Here is an 18,325-nt window from a genome sequence, read left to right as displayed (position 1 = left end):
GCCATCATGCCCGCTGCTCCACCGGATGACAAGAGCGGTGCTCACAATTCAGAGCAGCGATCTCGCTTGTGGCAGACTCCTGCCATGGCGGCCCCAGGTACGGCCCGCGCCATCGCCCGCGCGGAGCTCACCGAGCAGATCAAGAACGAGGCCCTGCGCCAGCTCGGCGACGCGGGCGCGGGGGAGCTGTCGCTGCGGGCGATCTCCCGCGAGCTCGGCATGGTGTCCTCGGCGCTGTACCGCTACTTCGCGAGCCGGGACGACCTGCTCACCGCCCTGATCGTCGACGCCTACGCCGACCTCGCCCACGCGCTCGAGTCCGCAGACCGCACTGCCGGTGCCGGCGGTGCTGCCGGCGTGCGCGCGGACACCCCGGCCGCGGGCGGCGGGGCCCGTCCCGCGGCCGCGGACCCCGCCCGGCGGTGGGCCACGGCCGCCAGCACCCTGCGGAGCTGGGCCCTGGTCCAGCCGCACCGGTTCTCCCTGATCTACGGCACCCCGGTGCCGGGCTACCGCGCGCCGCAGGAGACGACGGTTCCGGCCGAGCGGGTGATGCTCGCGTTCTTCCGACCGCTCGAGGCGGCTGAGGACCGACCGCTCGAGGCGGCCGAGGTCACCGACCCGGGCCTGGACGCCCAGCTCCGCGCCGCCGGATCGCTGCTCGGCCCGCGGGTCCCGCCCGCCCGGCTGGCGGCGGGCGTCACGGCGCTGGCCCAAGTGATCGGACTCGTCACCCTCGAGATCGGCGGCCACTTCCACGGCGGCTTCGAACCGGCCGACGCCCTGTACGCCCACGCCGTCGAGGCGCTGACGGCGTCACTGGGACTGACCGACCGACCCTGACGTCCGGGCGACCGGTGGATCCGAGGCCGGCAGGTCCGGCGTGGCGCGCGGCGGGCTGAGGCGCGCCTCGAGCCACCGGCGCATCCTCCGGTGCCACCGCTTCTCCACGAACCGGTGGATCAGCCAGGCCAGGCCCAGGCACACGCCGACCGCGACGGCCAGGGTGCCCCACTTCCCGAGCACGGGATGCAGCGCCTCGATCAGCGCCCAGCCCACGTACTCGTGGGTGAGGTACAGCGGGAACGTGAGGGTGCCGACGGCGGTCAGCCAGCGCCAGTCCAGATCCCGGATCGCCGGCACGAACGCGATCACCGCCACCGCGGCAACCACGCCCAGGACCGCCAGCGCGAGGACCAGCGGGGAGACCTCGGCTCCGGAGGAGATCGCCTCGATCGAGTCGGTCTGGGTCAGGGCCGCGACCAGCACTCCCTGTGCGGTGTTCAGGGCGACCAGCGCCCACAGCTTCACGCTGTGCCCGTCCCGGTAGATCAGGTACATGACCATGCCGGCACCGAACATCGACACCCAGCTGAGCGCCGTCACGGTCTCGGTCGCGCCTGGCATCGTCAGGGTGAGCGCCGTGCCCACCAGCGGCAGGGCCGTCGCCGTGACCAGGACCCGGCGCCGGGTCAGCCCGAGCGCCACCAGGACGGCCATGAGCAGGTAGAACTGCATCTCCACCCAGAGCGTCCAGTACACGCCGTCCACGTGCACCACGTCGAACGGCTCATGGAACATGGTCAGGTTCGCGAGCACCTCCGGCACCGAGCGCGCCTCGAACGTCGGCCAGAGCCAGCGCAGCGTCGCGGTGAGCAGCACGGCGACCCAGAACGCGGGGTACAGGCGGCTGATCCGGGAGGCCACGAACGAACCGGTCGATCGCCCCCAGGCGGACATCAGGATCACGAACCCGCTCAGCACGAAGAACAGGTGCATCCCGACATAGCCGTACCGGAGCACCTCGCTCAGGCCCGGGAACAGCTCGTGTGGAAGCACGTCGACACCCCACCGCCCGTGGTCGCGGGTGGTGAAGTGCATCAGCACCACGGTCAGCGCGGCGAGTAGTCGCAGGGCGTCGAGGGCGCGCAGGCGCGGCGCCGCCCCGGGCGCCCGGTCACGTGACCCGGTCGTCCTGGTCGCTTCGGTGGCTGCCCTGGGGGCAGCCGTGGTCGCTGCGGTGGGGGCCGGCCTCAACGGCCGCTGCCGCCGAGGTTCTCAGCCTCCCGCGAACGGGGGGAGTACGTCCACCACGGTGTCGTCATCCAGCGAGACATCATCGGGGGAGGCTACCCCGTCGACCAGGAGGGAACAACGGGAGAGCACCCGTTCCAGGGCCTCGCCGTGCCGGCTCACCATCAGTTCGCGCAGTTCCCCGACGGTGCCTGCGGCGAGCGACTCGCCGCTGCGACCAGCGGCTTCGGCGGCCGCGGCGAAGTAGCGGACCTCGGTCATCGGTCGGCCGCCGGTCCGGCGCCGGCGTGATCATCGCCACTGCGGGCGCGGGCGAGGTCGGAGGTGCGCGCGCACAGCTGTTGGACCTGGTCCACCGAGGCCCCGGAACCGGCGGCGAGTCCCACGATGAACGCACTCACCGGGGCCGCCGGGCGGTCCACGTGGTGCGCGACGTCCCGGGTCATGTCGAGCAGCGCGCGCAGGTCCACCAGCGCGGGATCGACCCCGAGCTCGGCCGCCAGCGTCTCGACCCAGTCCTGGATCGGGGGTAGTTCACGACTCATCGGTCCTCCTCGCCGTTGAACAGACTCTGCCACATCGGCGCCGACCCCAGGACCGTCCCCGGCCCGAGGCTCGCCCAGCCGCTCCCGGGCGCCCGCGACCTCCGCCCAGGTGTCGACGTCCCGGGCGTCGACACCGCCCACCCCGACCAGCCGCAGCGGTGCCACCAGGGCCCGCACGGAGGCGCCCTGGACGCTGCCGTGCCTGCCGAGCGCGCCGAGGGCACGTCGCAGCGCCTCGCGCCGGTAGGCACCGACGAGCCACTGCAGGCGGCCGTCCTGCTCGGCGCACGCACCGTCCTCGTCCTCGCCGAGCGTGGCGAAACGCTCCAGCAGGGGCCCGACGGCGGTGCTGACGTACGGGAGGTCGCAGGCCAGTACCAGCACGGGCAGGTCGGGGGGGCGGGCCGCACCGGCCCACGTCTCGAGCTCGGCCAGGCCGGCGGCGAGCCCGGCCACCGGGCCACCGAACGGCGGGTCCTCACGCACCACCCGGAGCGCCAGACCGGCCCGCACATCCGTCGAGGCGAGCTCGGCCGGGCCGACGACCACCGCGCGGACGGGGTGCCCGGCGTCGTCGGAGGCTGCCGCAAGCACCCGCTCGAGCAGTGTCTGACCACCGACCCGCACCTGCGGCTTGCTGGCCCCGCCGAGCCGCTCCGCGCGGCCGCCGGCGAGCACGATGACGTCGCGGGCGGCGCCGGTCACGGCTGCTGCCGTCCCGGCTCCGGCCGAGCCCGGCGCACCGGAACGAACAGTGCCGGAACGAACAGTGCCGGAACGAACAGTGCCGGAACGAACAGTGCCGGAACGAACAGTGCCGGGTCGATCGGGTACGGCGGGCCGACGGTCATCGTGGGTCAGCTCTGGTCCCGGTGCCAGTCCCCGGACTTCCCGCCGGTCTTGCTGAGCAGCCGGATCCCGGTGATGGACACCGCCTTGTCCAGTCCCTTGACCATGTCCACCACGTTCAGGGCCGCGACGCTCACCGCGGTCAGGGCCTCCATCTCCACCCCGGTCCGGTCGGCGGTGCGCACGGTCGCGCGCAGGTGAACGCCGTCGTCGCCGATCTCGGCCTCGACCACCACCCCGTGCACCCCGATCACGTGCGCGAGCGGCAGCAGTTCGGGGGTGCGCTTCGCGGCGGCGATCCCGGCCACGCGGGCCACGGCGAGCACGTCGCCCTTCGGCACCGAGTCCTCCCGCAGGGCCGCCACCGCGCGCGGGGCGCACTCGACCAGCGCCTCGGCGGTCGCCGAGCGGACGGTCGGCGTCTTCTCGGTGACGTCGACCATGCGGGCCTGCCCGGCGCCGTCGAGGTGGGTGAATCCGGTCATGAGGCCCCCCACAGCACCGCGACGCGGTCACCGGCACTGACCTCGTCGACGTCGGCGGCCACCCGGGCGAGGCCGTCCGCCCCGGCCAACCCACCGACCAGGTGTGAGCCCGACCCGCGCCGCGCGGAGGGGCGCACCCGCAGGAGTCCGGCGCCGCCGTCGGCCCCGTCCTGAGCTATCACGACCGGCATGTACTGCTCCCGCCCGGGCGGCGAGCGCCAGCCCACCTCGGCCACGGCGTCGACCGGGCGCGGCAGCGGCGCGGTGTCCCCGGCCAGCCGGCGCAGTCCCGGGCGGACGAACACCTCGAAGGACACGTACACGCTCACCGGGTTGCCGGGCAGCGCGAACACGACCGTGCCGTCGGCGAGGCGGCCGAAGCCCTGCGGCTTGCCCGGCTGCATCGCGAGCGGCCCGAACCACATCGACGGCAGCGGCGCGAGCACGGCCTTGACCACATCGAACGCGCCCACGCTCACCCCGCCGGACAGCACGATCGCGTCCACGTCGGGGGACACCTCGGCGAGCAGTCGCGCGAACGCGGCCTCGTCGTCGGGCACCGCGCCGATCCGCACCGGGGCGCCGCCGGCCTCGGTCACGGACTGGGCGAGCAGGTAGGAGTTCGAGTCCGGGATCTGGCCCCAGGCCGGCTCCGTGCCGGGGTCGACGAGCTCGGTGCCGGTCGAGATCACGGCGACCCGGGGTCTGGGATGGACCGGCAGCGAGCCGTGCCCGGCGCCGGCCGCCGCGGCGAGGTGCCGGGCGGTCAGCCGGGTGCCGGCGCGCAGCACCAGTTCGCCGGTGGCGAGGTCGTCCCCGGCCCGGCGGATGTGGGCCGCCTCGGCGGGCTCGGCGGTGATCGTCACCGTGGTGGTGCCGGCGTCGGTTTCCTCGACGGGCACCACGGCGTCCGCTCCCGGAGGCATCGGCGCGCCGGTCATGATCCGGGCCGCGGTGCCCGGCCCGATCTCGGGGCGTTCACCGGTCCCGGCGGGCAGGTCCGCGATCACCGGCAGGGCCACCGGATGGTCCGGCCCTGCGCCGATCAGGTCCGCCCGGCGCACCGCGTAGCCGTCCATGGCGGAGTTGTCGAAGAGCGGGATCGGCGTGCGTGAGCGCACGTCCGCCGCGAGCACCGCGCCGCCCGCCCCGCCGATCGGCACGTCGCGGGCGGGCAGCGGCTCGAGGGCGGCCAGCACGGTGCGCTGGTGCTCGGCGACCGAGCGCTTCACCGGTTCTCCCATGCGTCGATCCCCCCGGCCAGCACGGCGGTCCGGAATCCGGCACGCTCGAACGCGGTCGCGGCGCGGTCGGCGCGCGGCCCGGTCTTGCAGTACAGGATCACCTCGGTGTGGGTGTCCAGACCGGTACGGCCGGCCTCGGTGAGGGCGAACGACAGCGGGATCAGCTGGGCGCCCGGGATCGAGTTCTGGGCGAACTCGGCGGGGTCGCGCACGTCGACGAGCTCGAAGTCGTCCTCGCGCCGGCGTCGCGCCTGGAGTCGACGGTCCAGCTCGTCGGCGCTGATCCGGCCGATGCCCGACGGCGCCGGCGGGGTCGGGCGGGCCGGTCCGGTGCGGCCGGGGTGCGGCGGGTAGCCGCCCGGGGGCGGCGGGACCCGGGTGAGGGGTACTGGCGGCACTGATGGCACCGATGGCACCGGCGGCACCGACGCAGCCGGACGCGCGCCCGGCCCGGCCTGCGCCGTCGCCCGTGGGCGAAGCGGCACCTCGGTCCAGCGAGCATTCAGTGCGTCCACCACGAGGACCCGACCGAGCAGCGGTTCGCCAAACCCGGCGATGAGCTTGAGGGCTTCCGCGGCCATCACCGAACCGACCTGCCCGCACAGCACACCGAGCACGCCGGCCTCCGCGCAGGAGGGCACGGAACCCTCCGGCGGTGCCTGCGGGAACAGGTCGCGCAGCGTCACCGGCGCGGCCGGCGCGGGCGGGCGGGACCAGAACACGGAGACCTGCGCGTCGAACTGGAAGATCGAGGCCCACACCAGGGGGGTCCCGAGGCGCGCGCAGGTGTCGTTGACGAGGTAGCGGGTGGTGAAGTTGTCGGTGCCGTCGAGCACCACGTCGTACCCGCCCAGGATCTGCTCGGCGTTGCCGGCGTCCAGGCGCACGGCGTGTTTGACCAGCGTCGCCCGCGGGGCGAGCTCGGCGATCTTCTCGGCCGCGGAGTCCACCTTGCGGCGCCCGATGTCGGCGACGGTGTGGAGCACCTGCCGCTGGAGGTTGGAGCGCTCGACCACGTCGTCGTCGATGATCGCGATCGTGCCGACGCCGGCCGCGGCGAGGTACTGCAGCACGGGTGAGCCGAGGCCGCCGGCGCCCACCACGGCCACCCTCGCGGCCATGATCCGGCGCTGCCCGTCCTCGCCGACCTGGGGCAGCATCAGGTGCCGGGCCAGCCGGTCCGAATCGGCGCGGGTCAGCGGCGGGCCGGGGGCGACGAGGGGCGGCAGCGGCATGGTCCCACCGTAGCCCGTGCGTGCGCGGTTCCGACCGCCGCGAGGTTCGTCGTGTGGTGCGATTCCGACGTACCGGGTGCGTCGGAGTCACACCGCTACAGGTCCCGCCGCCGCCGCTCTCAGCGCGGGGGCATCCGGAGGGCGCCGTCGAGGCGGATGACCTCACCGTTCAGTAGCGGGTTGTCCACGAGGTGCGCGGCGAGCGCGGCGTACTCCTCGGGACGTCCGAGCCGGGACGGGTGCGGCACGAGCCCCTCCAGGGACGTCCGGGTCTCCTCCGGCAGGCCGGCCATCATCGGTGTCTCCATGACGCCCGGCGCGATGGTCACGACCCGGATGCCCAGGGCGGCGAGGTCGCGTGCGGCGGTGAGGGTCAGGGCGACCACCCCGCCCTTGGAGGACGCGTACGCGGCCTGGCCCACCTGCCCGTCGTACGCCGCGACCGAGGCCGTCATCACGACCACGCCGCGATCGCCGTCGACCTCGGTGTTGCCGGCCATCGCCTCGGCCGCGAGGCGCAGCACGTTGAACGTGCCGATGAGGTTGATCTCGACGACGGTGCGGTAGGTGTCCAGGGGGAGCAGGCCACGCTTGCCGAGGATCCGGCCGGGCGTCGCCACGCCCGCGCAGGTCACCGCGATCCGGAGCTCGCCCAGCCCGGTGGCCGTGGCGACGGCGGCGCGCACCTGGTCCTCGTCGCGCACGTCGGTCGGGGCGAACGCGGCGCGCGGGCCGAGTTCCTCGGCGAGGTCGGCACCGCGGGAGGTGGGGAGGTCGGCCAGGACGACGGCGGCTCCGTCGGCGAGGAGCCGACGGGCGGTCGCCTCGCCCAGGCCGGACGCGGCGCCGGAGATCAGAGCAACGCTGCTCGAGGTGATGCGCATGTCTCTCAATGTAACGACCGCGCGGCTCGGGCAACCACACACCGAGCCGACCCGATCGACTACCTCGCCGGTCGGCCGAGCGGGTTGCGGCCGACCGAGCGTTGCACGGCACGCTCGCTCGGCGCCGGGGGGCTCGGTCGATCGGGAACCGGGAGTAAGTCGCAGATGCATCTCACATCCGCCGCTTCGCGCGCAGTTGCGTTGATATGCTCCGCAATGTGACGCACTATCGAATCAGCGAGGCCGCTCGTCTCATCGGCGTGAGTGCGGACACGGTGCGCCGCCGGGTGGAGTCGGGGTCCCTGAACGCCACCCGCGACGAGGCCGGCCGGCAGGTGATCCCCGGGGTGGAGCTGGCCCGCTGGGCCCAACAGCTGGCCCACGCACCCGAGGACCCGACCGCTACCGCCAGCAGTGCCCGGAACCGGTTCGTCGGCCTGGTCACGAACATCGTCGCCGACACCGTGATGGCGCAGGTCGAGCTGCAGTGCGGCCCGTTCCGGGTGGTGTCACTGATGTCCAGCGAGGCCGTGCGCGAGCTCGGCCTCGAGGTCGGATCCACGGCCGTGGCCGTGGTCAAGGCGACCACCGTGATCGTCGAGACGGAGAGGCAGCCCCGGTGACCCGGTCCCTCCCGTCCTGCGCCCGGCAGCACGCCCGCCGCGGCACTCGTTCGCGCACGCTGATCGCCGTGCTCGGCGCGGCCGCGATGGGCCTGGCGCTCGTCGCGTGCTCCTCCGGCGACGGTGGTGGCGACCCGACCGACGCCGGCTCCGGGACCGGTGACGCCCAGGAACTCGGCGGCTCCCTCACCGTGTTCGCTGCCGCCTCGCTGCAGGAGCCCTTCGACGACCTGCTCGCGGCGTTCGGCGAGCTGTACCCGGACGTGGAGATCGGGCCGGCCGTCTACGACGGGTCCTCGACCCTGGTCACCCAGCTCGAGGAGGGAGCGAACGCCGACGTGCTCGCCACCGCCAACACCTCGACCATGGACGCCATCACCGCGGCCGGCCTGGAGGCGAGCGCCCCCGAGTCGTTCGCCACGAACACGCTCGTGATCGCGGTGCCGGCCGGGAACCCGGACGGGATCGCGGACCTGCCCGACCTCGACGACACCACGTTCGTAATCTGCGCGCCCGAGGTGCCGTGCGGCGACGCCACCACCCGGCTGTTCGAGGCGCAGGGGTTCACCGGCACCCCGGTGAGCCAGGAGCAGAACGTGACCGCGGTGGCCGAACGGGTGGTCAACGGCGACGTCGGCGCCGGCCTCGTCTACGGCACCGACGTGGCGTCCCGGGCCGACGACCTCGAGGCCGTCGTGCCGACCGGCGCCGAGGACGTCGTGAACACCTACCCGATCGTCGAACTCGACGGTGCCGAGCCCGCCGGCGCGCTGTTCGTGCAGTTCGTTCTCTCCGATGCCGGACGGGCGGTCCTGGCGGAGCACGGCTTCGGCGCCCCATGACCACCGACCCGAGCGCCGCCGGACCGCCGGGACCGGCCGGCCCGACGCCCGCTCCGGCCTCCGCGCGCTCGCGCGGGGAGCGCGGCGCCGCACCGCGCCCGCTGCCGGTGCTGCTCGCGGTGCCCGCGGTGCTCGGACTCGTCGCGGTGCTGCTGCCGCTCGTGGCCCTGTTCCCGCGGGTCGACTGGGCCACGTTCCCGGCGGCGATCACGTCGCCCGCTGCCCTGTCCGCGCTGAGCCTGTCCCTGCGCACGGGGCTCGCGGCCATGGTGTGCTGCCTCGTCCTCGGAGTGCCGCTCGCGCTGTATCTGTCCCGGGCGCCGAGCCGCCTGGCGGAGGTTCTCCGGATCATCGTCACCCTCCCGCTGGTGCTGCCGCCGCTCGTCGGCGGCATGGCCCTGCTGTACCTGTTCGGCGTCAACGGCTACCTCGGGCAGGTCCTGACCGTGGTCGGGATCACGGTCCCGTTCACCACCCTGGCCGTGGTGATGGCCCAGACGTTCGTCGCGATGCCGTTCCTGGTGATCTCGCTCGAGGGTGCACTGCGCACCGCGGGCACCCGGTACGAGTACGTGGCCGCCACGCTCGGTGCCGGGCGCTGGACCGTGCTGCGCCGGATCACCCTGCCGCTGGTCATGCCGGGACTGATCGCGGGCACCGTGCTCGCGTTCGCCCGAGCGGTCGGTGAGTTCGGGGCGACCGCGCTGTTCGCGGGCAACCAGCCCGGCGTCACCCAGACGATGCCGATGGCGATCTACACGGCGTTCAACGGAGCGGGCGTGACCCGGGACTCGGCGCTCGCGCTCGCCGTGCTCCTCGTGGTGGTCTCCCTGGTGATCCTGCTGGTCCTGAGGGACTGGCGCCGCCGGGAGGCGTGGTGACCGGGCCGGCGGCCGGGGTCTCGGCCAGCGTGCGGGTCGAGCGTGGCCACTTCACCCTGGACGTCGCACTCGAGGTCCCGGCCGGTGAGGTGCTGGCCGTGGTGGGCCCGAACGCCTCCGGCAAGTCCACCCTGCTGCACGTCGTGGCCGGGCTGGTCCGGCCGACCACCGGGACGGTGCGGGTCGGGGAACGGGTCCTGACCCGCCGCAGTCCGCGCGGGTCAGTGCCGGACCGGCCGGACGGGCCGGACCTGCTGGTCGCCCCCGAGCACCGCGGCGTGGGGCTGCTCGGCCAGGACCCGCTGCTGTTCCCGCACCTGAGCGCCACCGAGAACGTCGCGTTCGGCCTGCGCAGCTCCGGCATGCGGGCCGCCCCCGCGCGCGAGCGGGCCCGCGAGTGGCTGGCCCGGGTCGGCCTGGACGGCACCGGTGACCGGCGCCCGGGTGAGCTCTCCGGCGGGCAGCAGCAGCGGGTCGCGATCGCCAGGGCGCTCGCCGCCGAACCCGCCGTGCTGCTGCTGGACGAGCCGCTCGCCGCCCTGGACGCGACTTCGGCCCCGCAGATCCGGCAGCTCCTCGCCGAGCAGGTGCGGGCCACCGGCACCACCGCCGTCGTGGTCTCCCACGACGTGCTCGATGCCGTTGTGCTCGCGGACCACGTCGCGGTGCTGCGCGAGGGTGAACTCGTCGAGCGCGGCCGGTGCGCCGAGGTGTTCAGTGCACCGCGGACGGCGTTCACCGCCGCGCTCGTCGGCACGAACCTCCTGCCCGGGCGACGCGACCGCGCCGGGGTGCGCACCGCCGTCGGGCCGCTCGAGGCGGTCGCACCCGAGGCCGCGACCCGCGGCCGACCCGACGGCTCGCTCGAGCAGCCCGACGGCGGGGCGTGCGTCGTGCGGTTCCGGCCCTCCGCCGTCGAACTCTTCGAGGATCGGCCGGACGGGCCGAACGTGTTCGAGGCGACCGTGCGCTGGCTCGAGCCGGCCACCGGCGGGGTCCGGGTGCGCCTGGCCGGGACGCCGGAGCTGCTCGCCGACCTGGAGCCCGCCCAGGCACAGGGCGACTGGCTACGGCCTGGTGGGCGCGTGTGGGCGCGCGTCGACCCGGCCGCCGTCCACGTCGCCGCGGGCGACTCCTGAGGCGATCGGCAGTCGGACCACGATGGTGGTGCCACCACCGGGCGTCGGCCGGTGCCGGACGGTGCCGCCGTGCGCGGCCACGATCGTGGCGACGATGGCCAGGCCGAGGCCCGAGCCGCCGCCGGCGTTGCGGGCCCGGGAGGAGTCCGGCCGGTAGAAGCGTTCGAAGACGCGCTCGCCGTCCTCCGGGCGGATCCCGGGCCCGTGGTCGCGCACCTCGATGACGGCCACCCCGGGCTCGCCGGGTGCGGGGACCTGCGCGGGCGCCTCGGCGTGCACGGCGATCTCCACCGGGGTGCCCTCAGGGGTGTGCTGCACGACGTTGCCGATCAGGTTGGTGACCACCTGGCGCACCCGGTCGGAGTCCGCCTCGACCCACAACGGCCCGGCCGCCAGCAGCTCGCCCTCGCGGGTGGGGTCGAGCGCGCGCAGATCGGCGAGCGCGTCGGAGGCGACGGCGGTCAGGTTCACCCGGGACAGCTTGAGGGCGCGGCCCTCGTCGAGCCTGGCCAGGGCGAGCAGGTCCGCCACCAGGTTGCCCATCCGGATCGACTCGTTCTCGATCCGGCGCATCGTGGCGCCGACCTCATCCGGGGGCACGGCACCCATCCGGTACAGCTCCCCGTAGCCCCGGATCGAGGCCAGCGGGGTGCGCAGCTCGTGGGAGGCGTCGGAGACGAACCGCCGCATCCGCTGCTCCGAGGCGGTCTGGGCGGCGAACGAGGCCTCCAGCTTGGCGACCATCGAGTTGAACGAGGCACCGAGGCGGCCGACCTCGGTCGTGGTCGGCTGGGCGGGGACCCGGCGGCTCAGGTCGCCGCCGGCGACCGCGGCGGCGGTGTTCTCGATGTCACGCAGGCCGCGCAGGGAACGCTGCACCGCGATGTACCCGGCGATCGCGCCCATGACCACGACGCCGGCGCCGACGCCGACCATCACCAGGCGCATCAGGGTCAGGGTCTTGTCCATGTTGGTCAGCGGCAGCGCGATTGCGACGGCGCCCTCCTCGGCACCGGTCGCCCGGTCCTCCAACGGCGCCACCGCGACCCGCCAGCTGGGACCGTTGCCCACCGAGGACACGGTCCAGTAGACCCACCCGTCCCCGGTGACGTCGTCGAGGTCGGGGATCTCGGGGACCGCGGCCTCGGTGGTGGCCGGGAAGTTCACCGGGGCCGGATCGTCGTCGCGGACGATCCGCAGGTAGTAGTCGCTCGGCAGCATCTCGTCCGAGCCGCGGAACTGCAGCGTGTCCAGCACCTGGTTGGCGGTGCTCGCGCCGGCGGTCCGCAGTTGCTCGTCGACCTGCGTGATCAGGGACCGCTGCAGGAGCGAGTAGGCCGCGAACGAGGCGACCGACACCGCGACCAGAAGGATCCCCGCCGTGATCAGCGACAGGCGCAGCCGCAGCGGCAGCCGGGACTGCCGGACCATCTCAGGGCTCGCGCAGGACGTAGCCCACGCCCCGCTTGGTGTGGATCAGGGCCGGCGAGTCGGGGCCGAACGGGGCGTCGATCTTGCGCCGCAGGTAGGAGATGTAGGACTCGACGATGGCGCCGTCACCGCCCCAGTTGTAGGCCCACACGTGGTCGAGGATCTGGGACTTGGACAGCACCCGGCCGGCGTTCAGCATCAGGTAGCGCAACAGCGTGAACTCGGTGGGGGACAGGTCGATCTCCTGGCCGCCCCGGCGCACCTCGTGGGCGTCCTCGTCGAGCTCGAGGTCGGCCACCCGCAGCATCGAGTCCTCGAGGGCCGCGGTCGCCTGGGCGCGGCGCAGCACGGCCCGGATCCGGGCGATCACCTCGTCGAGGCTGAACGGCTTCGTGACGTAGTCGTCGCCGCCGACCGTCAGGCCCGCGATCTTGTCCGCGGTGTCGTCCCGGGCGGTCAGGAACAACACCGGGAAGTGGGCGCCCTGCTCGCGCAGGCGGCGGGTCACCGTGAACCCGTCCAGGTCCGGGAGCATGACGTCGAGGACGATCAGGTCCGGCTGCATCTCCAGGGCGCGGCGCATGGCCTGCTGCCCGTCCGCGGCGACCTCGACCTCGAAGCCGGCGAACCGCAGCGACGCGGACAGCAGCTCGCGGATGTTGGGCTCGTCGTCGACCACCAGGAGGCGCGCCTCGGTGGTGCCGGTCGTGGCCGGCGTCGGCGCTTGGCTGGTTCTCATGGGTTCCAGTGTGAACCCGGATCCTGGAAGTTTCCTGGGAGGGGCCTGGGGGATCCCCGGGGGGCCGGCGGCCCGTCCGCCGCCGGCGGTCTGAGGTGCCAGACGGCAGTGCCAGACGCTAGTGCCCGACGGCGGTGGCCGGCTCGGTCAGGTGGTCGCCTCGGCGCGGGTGTAGACGGCCAGGTGCCAGATCAGGCCCGGGTGTGCGGTGTGCACGCGGTCGAACCCGGCCGCCACGACGCGGTCGTGGATCGGGCCGATGTCATGCACGAACGCGCGGTAGCCGCCGTAGACCCGGGGCCGGGCCCGGAACCAGACGTTCCCGAGCGACAGCACGGCCCGGTTGATCAGGCCGGGCAGACCGGTGGACCGGGGCAGCACGAACGCGTAGCCTCGGCCGGCCGCGGCGAGGGTGTTGGTCACCAGGGCGTTCGGGTCCGGGTAGCAGCAGATCACCCGGTTCAGGGTGACCAGGTCACTGGCGGGCAGGGCGACCACGGCGCCGTCGGCCACCTCGAACCGGGCCCGGGCGCCGAACCCACGATCCGCGGCGAGGGTCCGCGCGGCCTCGACGGCACCGGCGCCGAGGTCGAGGCCCGTGCCCCGGGCAGCCCCGCGCTCGAGCGCGCCGAGCACGAGGGTGCCGGCGCCGGCACCGACGTCGAGGACGGAGCGCCCGGTGAGCCCCACCCGGGCGAGGGCATCGAGCAGCGCGGTCGTGACGCCGTCGGCCCCCACCCGCCGGGCCCGGCGGGACTCCGAGCGAGCCCAGTCGTCGAAACAGCAGTCCGGTCGCTGCTCGCCGTCGCTCACCGCACCAGTGTGCCCCGGCGGGCCGGGCCGGGGTAGTCCACTGCCACGGGAGGTGCGGGCGGCCCGGGAGCGTGCCGACCAGAACCTGGGATCGGTCGCGTTCGGCGGGGGGACACCCTCGGCACATGGATGCCGAGGTCAGGGGCCTGCCACGAGCGCGCCGCATCAGCGGATGGCTGTTCGTCGGCTCACTCGCGGCCGTGCTGGTCATGCCCGTCGTGGTCGTCGCTGTCGGGGCGCTGCTCGGTGCGGTGCCCGGCATGGGTGACCGGACACCGTCATGGTGGCCGTGGGACTGGCTGGGTCTGTGGCTGCCCGCCGGCCTGGGCGCTTCGGTCGTGCTCTGCCTCATCGGGATGCGGGCGCACGGGCGGGCCGGTCGGGCGATCTGGCTCCGGTACGGCAGGCATGCTCCGGCGGAGGTGACGGGAGCCCGGCTGGAGGACGACGACGACGGCCCCGACCTGCTCATCGTCACCGTGACCGTGCGGCCGCCGGGCCTCGCCCCGTACGAGGCGGACCTGTTCGAGGTGCCGCACCGGCTCGGGGCCTGGCCGTTCGCGATGGGGGCACGCGTACGGGTCGCGTACCTCCCGGACCATCCGTGGGCGGTCGGACTCCTCGAGCAGGTCTCGGCCGACCAGGTCCGGATGCTCCGGCTCGCCGGCCCGGCCGCGTTCACCGACTGGCAGGTCGGGTCGTGGTGGCCTACAGGTAGCGCAGCGGGTCGAACGCCTCCAGCGGGATGATCCGCACCCGGGGCAGCGGTGCGTTGAAGGCGTTCAGGTCGTCCTCGAGGTCGTACAGGGTCAGCCCGCGGTCGGTCAGGTCGGACAGTTTGGCGCTGACGAACTCGCGGAAGCACAGCACACCCACGCGGCGCTCGCCGTCGAGGAGCCGTTCCACCTGGGGCACGAAGTCGCCGTCGTGGCTGGCGAGCAGCACGTCGCCGGGTCGGTCCTCGAGGGCGGCGAGGGTGCGCTGGATGCCGATGTCGACGACCTTCTCGCCGCCGTGGCCGGCCAGCGGGATCGGGTGGTAGCCCATCGCGAGCAACGCCTGGATGAAGTTCATCGGCATCACGCCGGACGTCGCGTTCAGGAAGAACAGGCCGGTCACGGGCTGACCCCAGGTCTGCGTCGCGAAGTCCGTGATCCGGTCCCAGCGGGGCCGTTCGTCGGGGGTTGGCCGGTGGTTCAGGACGCTCAGCCCGAGGGTGGCATCGATGTTCTCGCCGTCGACCAGTAGGTAGGTCTGGCGCGGGGCGGGCGTCGGGGTCTCGAGCATGACTCACAGACTAGGGGTCGGCGGTCGGATCCGCCGGGCTTGCGCGGCTTGGGTCGCCCCCCCCGGGGCCGGTGCCTGGCCGGACGCCACGAGGGGCGGCACCCGGCCGGGTGCCGCCCCTCGTGAGCGGGCTCAGTACCGCTGCTCGTCCGTGGTGGGCTGACCCTCCGCGGCGGGCGAGGAGGTGTAGTCCTGCTCGCCGACCGTGGCTGAGGGCTGGTAGCCGCTGGGCTCGTCGGTGATCTGCGGGGTGGCCGGGGCCGCCCCGAGCGAGCCGGCCTTGAGTGCGGCGAACCGGGCGTCCACCTCGAGGGCGTCGCCGCTCATCTCCAGCTCGGCGAACTGCGAGTCGAGGGAGGAGGCCGCGATCTCCGCCTTGCCGGCCACGAGGGCCTCCTGGCGGCGGACGTTGTCCTCGTACCGGGCGATCTCGCTGGTCGGGTCGAGCACGTTGATCGAGGCGACGGCGTCCTGCACCCGGGCCTGTGCCTCGGCCGACTTCGCCCGCGCTGCCAGCTGGTCCCGCTTGACCTTGAGCTCGCCGAGCTTGTCCTTCATGATCGCGAGGCCGTGCTTGAGCTTGTCGACGACCTCGTTCTGGGACCGCAGGATCGGCTCGGCCTCCTTGACCTCGCTCTCGAACCCGACCTGCTTCTGCAGGGCGACCTTCGCGAGGTTGTCGTACCGGTCGGCCGCGGCGTTGTCGCCGGAACCACGCAGCTGGTCCGCCTTCTGGGAGGCGGCCAGGGCCTTGTTGCCCCAGTCGCGCACGGCGGCGACGTCCTCGTTGTAGTCCTGCTCGGCCAGGCGCAGGTTGCCGATCGTCTGGGCAACGGCCTGCTCGGCCTCGGCGATGTTGTTGGTGTAGTCCCGCACCAACTGGTCCAGCATCTTCTCCGGGTCCTCGGCGCGGTCGATCAGCGCGTTGATGTTCGCGCGGGTCAACTGGGCGATGCGTCCGAGGATGCTCTGCTTCTCAGCCACTGTGTGTCCTTTCATCGTCTGCGAAGACGTGGTTGGTGTTGCGGGCAAAACTGTTCAACCGGTGGGTTCGGGTTCGATGTGGTGCCTCAGAAGCGACCGCGCCCGCCGGACCTTCGGCTGCCACCGGAGCGGCCACCGGAGCGCCGGGAGCTGCTGGACCGGCGCGAACTGCTCGACCGGCGGGAGCTGCTCGATCGGCCGCTGCTGCCGCCCCAGGACGAGCCGCCGCCCCAGGAGCTGCCCCAGGAGGACCCGCCCCGGCCGCCGTAGCCGCCGCGGTAGCCGTTGTTGCTGCCTCCGAACATGTCTCCGAGAATCCCACCGAGGATCAGGGATCCCGGGTCGATTCCGCGCTGGGAGGAGTATCCGCCGCCTCCCGAGTACGGGCTCCGGTTCCGTTCCCAGGCGGCCACGTCCGAGGCGGCGAGGTCCTGCGCGGCCTTGGCCGAGTGCCAGGCGGCCGTGGCCAGGCGCAGTGCCTGCACCGGGTCGGACTCGGACATGGCCCGCGCCTGTTGCAGGGACTCGATCGCGGAGGCGAGCCGGGTCCGGGCGTTCGCCCCGACGGCGCCCCGGTGGGTCTCGATGTAGGTGTTCGTCGAGCGGATCAGGGCATCGGTGCGGGACAGCCCGTTCTGGAGTTGGCTCACCGCGCGCTGGCGAACCTCGTTCGCCTCCCGGTGCCCGGCGAGGACCGCATCGAGGGCCTGTTCCGCGGCGACGATCTCGGTGAGCGCGGCGAGCGGGTCGCCGTTCTTCTGCCGGGCCGCGGTCGCCGCCGTGACGGCGGCGCGGGCCCGTTCGGCCGCCGGGGCGACCTGCGGGTCCTGCGGGGTCAGGCGCTCGGCGTCGGCCAGGTCGGCGCTGACCGAGGCGATCGAGGCGTCCAGACGTTGCACCGCCTGGCTGAGGTTGTCGTGGGCGTTCGTGACCGAGTCGAGCAGCGTCACGGCTTGGGCGAGGGCGTCCTCGGCGGTGTGGGCGAACGCCACGGCGGTGCCCCGGTCGTTGCCGGTGACCCGTTCGCGCCCCTGCCCGACGGCGTCGCGCGCCGCCTCGAGCAGCTGCGCGGCCTGGTCGGGGGCCCGGGACACCGACACCAGTGCGCTCTCCGGATACGTGGCCCGCAGCTGGGTCAGGGTCGCCTCGGCCGCCGGGATCCGGGCCTCGATCTCGCCCGCGCGGGTGTTGATCTCGTCCAACAACTGGGGGGCGTTCTGCTGCAGCTTGCGCAGCTCGGCGAACGACTCGGCCTGGTCGGCGAGGGCCCGGTCGCCCTGGTCGCAGAGCAGCACGATCTGGGTCAGGATCTGCCGTTTCTCCGGCTCGGACTCGGGGGTCGTGTCGTCGAGGCGCTGCTGCAGCGCGAACGCCTGGGCCAGCTGTGCCCGGACGCCCTCGAGGACGGTCTTGAACTCCTGGGTGGACTGCAGACCGAACTGCGCCTGTGCGAAACCGAGCTCCTGTTCCGAACTGCGCACGTCGTCGTCCAGACCCACGAGGGCCGACCCGGCGCGCTTGCCGAGGTCCTCGGTGGACAGCGAGGCCAGGACCGCCTCGATCGAGTTCGGGGGCGTCGGTGCGGTCCCGGGCCCCGGCCGACCCGGAACGTTCAGCCCGCCCTGCTGGGCCTGCTGGCGCTTGCGCTTGTTGTTCGAACGGACCAGCAGGAACGCGCCGCCACCGATCACGCCGGCCCCGATCAGCACCGGCACCACCGCGCTGCCGCCGCCGCCGTTGGCCTGCTCGAGGTAGCCGTCCGCGGCCGCGACCGCGGCACCGCTCCAGTCGTCGTCGCGCAGGTGGTCCTGGAAGTCGGCCTCCACGGCGGCCAGCTGTGAGTCCGAGAGGGGAAGGTCGGCGCCCACGGAGACGGCGTACTCGCGGTCCACCACCGCGATCGCGAGCAGGATGTCGTTCTGGCCGAACCCGGAGATCGTCGCGGTCTCGTCCGCCCAGGCCTGGGCGTCCATGCCGTCGAAGGAGTCGACGTACACGGTGAACAGGTCGAAGTCGGAGCCCTCGGCAAGCCGGTCCGCGGCAGCCTCGATCTCGGCCTCGTCCCCGGCGGTCACCTGCTCGGTGGTGCGGTCGTCCACGTGACCTTCCACACGCAGCGGGGCGTCGGCGAGTGCGGGGCCGGCCAGGGTCGCGCCGGCGAACAGCGCGAGGCAGAGGCCGAGGAGGAGGCGCGTCGGCGCCGCGATTCGGGTCACCGTTCGATCTTCGCCGCTGAGCAGGCCGCGCGCAACGAGGTTGGCGGGGCAGTCCTGACCACGCCGCGCGCTCCCTGCGGACTCCCAGCGTTCT

At 73.7% G+C, this 18,325-nt stretch carries 19 protein-coding genes and 1 pseudogene; 6 read left to right on the top strand and 14 right to left on the bottom strand.

Annotated features, from left to right (window positions below; genetic code table 11):
- The first annotated feature begins 84 nt into the window (after window positions 1-84).
- The gene (locus tag EXU48_RS12155; RefSeq protein WP_133107909.1) at window positions 85-843 is read left to right on the top strand and encodes a TetR/AcrR family transcriptional regulator; all 759 of its coding nucleotides are present in this window, start codon (window positions 85-87) and stop codon (window positions 841-843) included.
- On the opposite strand, the gene EXU48_RS12150 is transcribed toward EXU48_RS12155, so the two are convergent.
- The 8 genes and pseudogenes from EXU48_RS12150 to EXU48_RS12115 form a co-directional block, all read right to left on the bottom strand.
- On the bottom strand, window positions 817-2,037 hold the full coding sequence (locus EXU48_RS12150; protein ID WP_133107908.1) for an acyltransferase family protein: 1,221 nt from the start codon (window positions 2,035-2,037) through the stop codon (window positions 817-819). The genes EXU48_RS12155 and EXU48_RS12150 overlap by 27 nt on opposite strands.
- A gap of 21 nt (window positions 2,038-2,058) precedes the next feature.
- Window positions 2,059-2,295 (bottom strand): MoaD/ThiS family protein, encoded by a 237-nt coding sequence (locus tag EXU48_RS12145; RefSeq protein ID WP_133107907.1) that lies wholly within the window; start codon window positions 2,293-2,295, stop codon window positions 2,059-2,061.
- Complete coding sequence (locus tag EXU48_RS25070) at window positions 2,292-3,284, bottom strand: NTP transferase domain-containing protein (protein WP_133107906.1); 993 nt, start codon at window positions 3,282-3,284, stop codon at window positions 2,292-2,294. The genes EXU48_RS12145 and EXU48_RS25070 overlap by 4 nt, the downstream gene beginning before the upstream one ends.
- 43 nt (window positions 3,285-3,327) lie before the next feature.
- Window positions 3,328-3,381, bottom strand: a pseudogene (locus EXU48_RS25500) (hypothetical protein); the annotation flags it as partial.
- A 55-nt stretch (window positions 3,382-3,436) separates the two neighbouring features.
- On the bottom strand, window positions 3,437-3,913 hold the full coding sequence (gene moaC / locus EXU48_RS12130; protein WP_133107905.1) for a cyclic pyranopterin monophosphate synthase MoaC: 477 nt from the start codon (window positions 3,911-3,913) through the stop codon (window positions 3,437-3,439).
- Window positions 3,910-5,157, bottom strand: coding sequence for a molybdopterin molybdotransferase MoeA (locus EXU48_RS12125; protein ID WP_133107904.1), 1,248 nt, complete (start codon window positions 5,155-5,157; stop codon window positions 3,910-3,912). Before EXU48_RS12125 ends, moaC begins: the two co-directional genes overlap by 4 nt.
- Window positions 5,142-6,392 (bottom strand): ThiF family adenylyltransferase, encoded by a 1,251-nt coding sequence (locus EXU48_RS25325; RefSeq protein WP_133107903.1) that lies wholly within the window; start codon window positions 6,390-6,392, stop codon window positions 5,142-5,144. The genes EXU48_RS12125 and EXU48_RS25325 overlap by 16 nt, the downstream gene beginning before the upstream one ends.
- 119 nt (window positions 6,393-6,511) lie before the next feature.
- Window positions 6,512-7,276, bottom strand: coding sequence for an SDR family NAD(P)-dependent oxidoreductase (locus tag EXU48_RS12115; protein ID WP_133107902.1), 765 nt, complete (start codon window positions 7,274-7,276; stop codon window positions 6,512-6,514).
- A 218-nt stretch (window positions 7,277-7,494) separates the two neighbouring features.
- Here EXU48_RS12115 and EXU48_RS12110 point away from each other — a divergent pair, with 218 nt between their 5' ends.
- Genes EXU48_RS12110 through EXU48_RS12095 form a run of 4 tightly spaced genes read left to right on the top strand, consistent with a single transcriptional unit; the run spans window position 7,495 to window position 10,761 of the window.
- The gene (locus EXU48_RS12110; RefSeq protein WP_133107901.1) at window positions 7,495-7,899 is read left to right on the top strand and encodes a TOBE domain-containing protein; all 405 of its coding nucleotides are present in this window, start codon (window positions 7,495-7,497) and stop codon (window positions 7,897-7,899) included.
- Window positions 7,896-8,741, top strand: coding sequence for a molybdate ABC transporter substrate-binding protein (modA, locus tag EXU48_RS12105; protein WP_235856985.1), 846 nt, complete (start codon window positions 7,896-7,898; stop codon window positions 8,739-8,741). Before EXU48_RS12110 ends, modA begins: the two co-directional genes overlap by 4 nt.
- A complete protein-coding gene (locus EXU48_RS12100) occupies window positions 8,738-9,622 on the top strand; it encodes an ABC transporter permease (RefSeq protein WP_133107900.1) in 885 nt (294 codons plus the stop codon). Before modA ends, EXU48_RS12100 begins: the two co-directional genes overlap by 4 nt.
- Window positions 9,619-10,761, top strand: coding sequence for an ABC transporter ATP-binding protein (locus EXU48_RS12095; RefSeq protein ID WP_133107899.1), 1,143 nt, complete (start codon window positions 9,619-9,621; stop codon window positions 10,759-10,761). The genes EXU48_RS12100 and EXU48_RS12095 overlap by 4 nt, the downstream gene beginning before the upstream one ends.
- Here EXU48_RS12095 and EXU48_RS12090 read toward each other — a convergent pair.
- From EXU48_RS12090 to EXU48_RS24500, 3 genes are all read right to left on the bottom strand, one after another.
- Complete coding sequence (locus tag EXU48_RS12090) at window positions 10,690-12,192, bottom strand: sensor histidine kinase (protein WP_133107898.1); 1,503 nt, start codon at window positions 12,190-12,192, stop codon at window positions 10,690-10,692. The two genes, EXU48_RS12095 and EXU48_RS12090, sit on opposite strands and share 72 nt — an antisense overlap.
- Window position 12,193: 1 nt before the next feature.
- A complete protein-coding gene (locus tag EXU48_RS12085) occupies window positions 12,194-12,931 on the bottom strand; it encodes a response regulator transcription factor (protein ID WP_133107897.1) in 738 nt (245 codons plus the stop codon).
- A 147-nt stretch (window positions 12,932-13,078) separates the two neighbouring features.
- Window positions 13,079-13,744 carry a class I SAM-dependent methyltransferase gene (locus EXU48_RS24500; protein WP_165962786.1) on the bottom strand — a complete coding sequence of 222 codons (666 nt, stop codon included), beginning with the start codon at window positions 13,742-13,744 and terminating at the stop codon, window positions 13,079-13,081.
- Window positions 13,745-13,869: 125 nt separating this feature from the next.
- Between EXU48_RS24500 and EXU48_RS12075 the strand changes: the two genes are divergently transcribed.
- The gene (locus EXU48_RS12075; RefSeq protein ID WP_133107896.1) at window positions 13,870-14,493 is read left to right on the top strand and encodes a hypothetical protein; all 624 of its coding nucleotides are present in this window, start codon (window positions 13,870-13,872) and stop codon (window positions 14,491-14,493) included.
- Here the strand turns inward: EXU48_RS12075 and EXU48_RS12070 are convergent.
- The 3 genes from EXU48_RS12070 to EXU48_RS12060 all read right to left on the bottom strand — a co-directional run bounded on the left by EXU48_RS12070 (window position 14,453) and on the right by EXU48_RS12060 (window position 18,231).
- The gene (locus EXU48_RS12070) at window positions 14,453-15,031 is read right to left on the bottom strand and encodes an NYN domain-containing protein (RefSeq protein WP_133107895.1); all 579 of its coding nucleotides are present in this window, start codon (window positions 15,029-15,031) and stop codon (window positions 14,453-14,455) included. The genes EXU48_RS12075 and EXU48_RS12070 overlap by 41 nt on opposite strands.
- 132 nt (window positions 15,032-15,163) lie before the next feature.
- Window positions 15,164-16,030, bottom strand: a complete 867-nt coding sequence (locus EXU48_RS12065; protein WP_207947710.1) for a PspA/IM30 family protein — start codon at window positions 16,028-16,030, stop codon at window positions 15,164-15,166.
- 71 nt (window positions 16,031-16,101) lie between these two features.
- The gene (locus EXU48_RS12060; protein ID WP_165962785.1) at window positions 16,102-18,231 is read right to left on the bottom strand and encodes a TPM domain-containing protein; all 2,130 of its coding nucleotides are present in this window, start codon (window positions 18,229-18,231) and stop codon (window positions 16,102-16,104) included.
- Between the last annotated feature and the right edge of the window lie 94 nt (window positions 18,232-18,325).

The sequence above is a fragment of the Occultella glacieicola genome (assembly GCF_004353825.1).
In the GTDB taxonomy this organism is placed as follows: domain Bacteria; phylum Actinomycetota; class Actinomycetes; order Actinomycetales; family Beutenbergiaceae; genus Occultella; species Occultella glacieicola.
The sequence above is the reverse complement of the archived record's forward strand: the minus strand, read 5'-3'. Positions and strand labels throughout refer to the sequence as shown.

What these genes read in the sequence shown, in the direction of transcription:
- EXU48_RS12155 (WP_133107909.1), top strand. Translation starts at nt 85, where the DNA reads ATGGCGGCCCCAGGTACGGCCCGCGCCATCGCCCGCGCGGAGCTCACC.
- EXU48_RS12145 (WP_133107907.1), bottom strand. Translation starts at nt 2,295, where the DNA reads ATGACCGAGGTCCGCTACTTCGCCGCGGCCGCCGAAGCCGCTGGTCGC.
- moaC (WP_133107905.1), bottom strand. Translation starts at nt 3,913, where the DNA reads ATGACCGGATTCACCCACCTCGACGGCGCCGGGCAGGCCCGCATGGTC.
- EXU48_RS12125 (WP_133107904.1), bottom strand. Translation starts at nt 5,157, where the DNA reads ATGGGAGAACCGGTGAAGCGCTCGGTCGCCGAGCACCAGCGCACCGTG.
- EXU48_RS25325 (WP_133107903.1), bottom strand. Translation starts at nt 6,392, where the DNA reads ATGCCGCTGCCGCCCCTCGTCGCCCCCGGCCCGCCGCTGACCCGCGCC.
- EXU48_RS12115 (WP_133107902.1), bottom strand. Translation starts at nt 7,276, where the DNA reads ATGCGCATCACCTCGAGCAGCGTTGCTCTGATCTCCGGCGCCGCGTCC.
- EXU48_RS12100 (WP_133107900.1), top strand. Translation starts at nt 8,738, where the DNA reads ATGACCACCGACCCGAGCGCCGCCGGACCGCCGGGACCGGCCGGCCCG.
- EXU48_RS12090 (WP_133107898.1), bottom strand. Translation starts at nt 12,192, where the DNA reads ATGGTCCGGCAGTCCCGGCTGCCGCTGCGGCTGCGCCTGTCGCTGATC.
- EXU48_RS12085 (WP_133107897.1), bottom strand. Translation starts at nt 12,931, where the DNA reads ATGAGAACCAGCCAAGCGCCGACGCCGGCCACGACCGGCACCACCGAG.
- EXU48_RS12075 (WP_133107896.1), top strand. Translation starts at nt 13,870, where the DNA reads ATGGATGCCGAGGTCAGGGGCCTGCCACGAGCGCGCCGCATCAGCGGA.
- EXU48_RS12070 (WP_133107895.1), bottom strand. Translation starts at nt 15,031, where the DNA reads ATGCTCGAGACCCCGACGCCCGCCCCGCGCCAGACCTACCTACTGGTC.
- EXU48_RS12065 (WP_207947710.1), bottom strand. Translation starts at nt 16,030, where the DNA reads ATGAAAGGACACACAGTGGCTGAGAAGCAGAGCATCCTCGGACGCATC.